This window comes from Sphingomonas sp. NPDC019816, assembly GCF_050274375.1.
In the GTDB taxonomy this organism is placed as follows: Bacteria; Pseudomonadota; Alphaproteobacteria; order Sphingomonadales; family Sphingomonadaceae; genus Sphingomonas.
In genome coordinates, this window is the sequence record NZ_JBNNOB010000280.1 from 1 (window position 1) to 1,123 (window position 1,123).

The 1,123-nt window shown below is 66.7% G+C and carries 2 protein-coding genes; both read left to right on the plus strand.

What is annotated here, in order from left to right; translation table 11 throughout:
- A partial coding sequence (locus ACQKJZ_RS19410) for a fumarylacetoacetate hydrolase family protein (RefSeq protein WP_427733348.1) occupies positions 1-512 on the plus strand: 512 nt, incomplete at its 5' end.
- An 11-nt stretch (positions 513-523) separates the two neighbouring features.
- On the plus strand, positions 524-1,123 hold a 600-nt coding region (locus tag ACQKJZ_RS19415), incomplete at its 3' end, for an SDR family NAD(P)-dependent oxidoreductase (protein ID WP_427733350.1).

Below are 1,123 nucleotides of genomic sequence, written 5' to 3' on the forward strand. Positions count from 1 at the left end.
ATGGCAAGGCGGTCGGCGCGACGCTGGGCAACGACGTCAATCTGCGCGATTTCGAGGGGCGCTCGGCGCTGCTGCTCGGCAAGGCGAAGGACAATAACGCGTCCTGCTCGCTGGGGCCGCTCGTCCGCCTGTTCGACGACGGCTTCACCATGGACGATGTCCGGTCGAGCCAGGTCGCGCTGACCATCACCGGCACCGACGGCTATGTGCTGGAGGGCGCCAGCTCGATGGACCAGATCAGCCGCGACCCGGAGGATCTGCTCGGCCAGGCGCTCAGCGAGCATCATTACCCGGACGGCCTCGTCCTGTTCCTCGGCACGCTGTTCGCGCCGACCCAGGATCGTGACGAGCCGGGTCGCGGTTTCACCCACAAGGTCGGCGACACCGTCGTCATCTCGAACCCGCGTCTCGGCACGCTGGTCAATCCGGTGATGACCTCCGCCGACGCCCCCGCCTGGACCTTCGGCCTGGGCGACCTGATGCGCAACCTGGCCAAGCGCGGCCTGTTGTGACGGAGACTTCCATGTTGCAGAAGACCAGTGCCGCGACCGATCTGGTCGCGCGCTATCCCAGCCTGATCGACAAGCGTGTCATCGTGACCGGCGGCGGCTCGGGGATCGGCGAGGGGCTGGTCGAGGCGTTCGTGGCGCAGGGCGCGTGCGTCGCCTTTGTCGACATCGCCGAGGAGGCGAGCCAGTCGCTGGTCGACCGGCTGACCCCGGATGCGCGCCATGCGCCGATCCATCGCCGCTGCGACCTGACCAACCTGGACAGCCTGAAGACGATCTTCGCCGATCTGGAAGATGCGTTGGGCGGGGTCGACATCCTGGTCAACAATGCGGGCAATGACGATCGCCACAGCATCGAGGACGTGACCCCGGCCTATTGGGACGAGCGGCTGAACGTCAATCTGCGGCACCAGTTCTTCGCCGCGCAGGCGGTGATCCCCGCGATGAAGCGGGCCGGGGGCGGCGCGATCCTGAACTTCGGGTCGATCAGCTGGCATCTGGGTCTGAACGATCTGGTCCTCTACCAGACCTGCAAGGCTGCGATCGAGGGGCTGACCCGCAGCCTGGCGCGTGACTTGGGCCGTGAGAATATCCGCGTGAACACCATCGTGCCG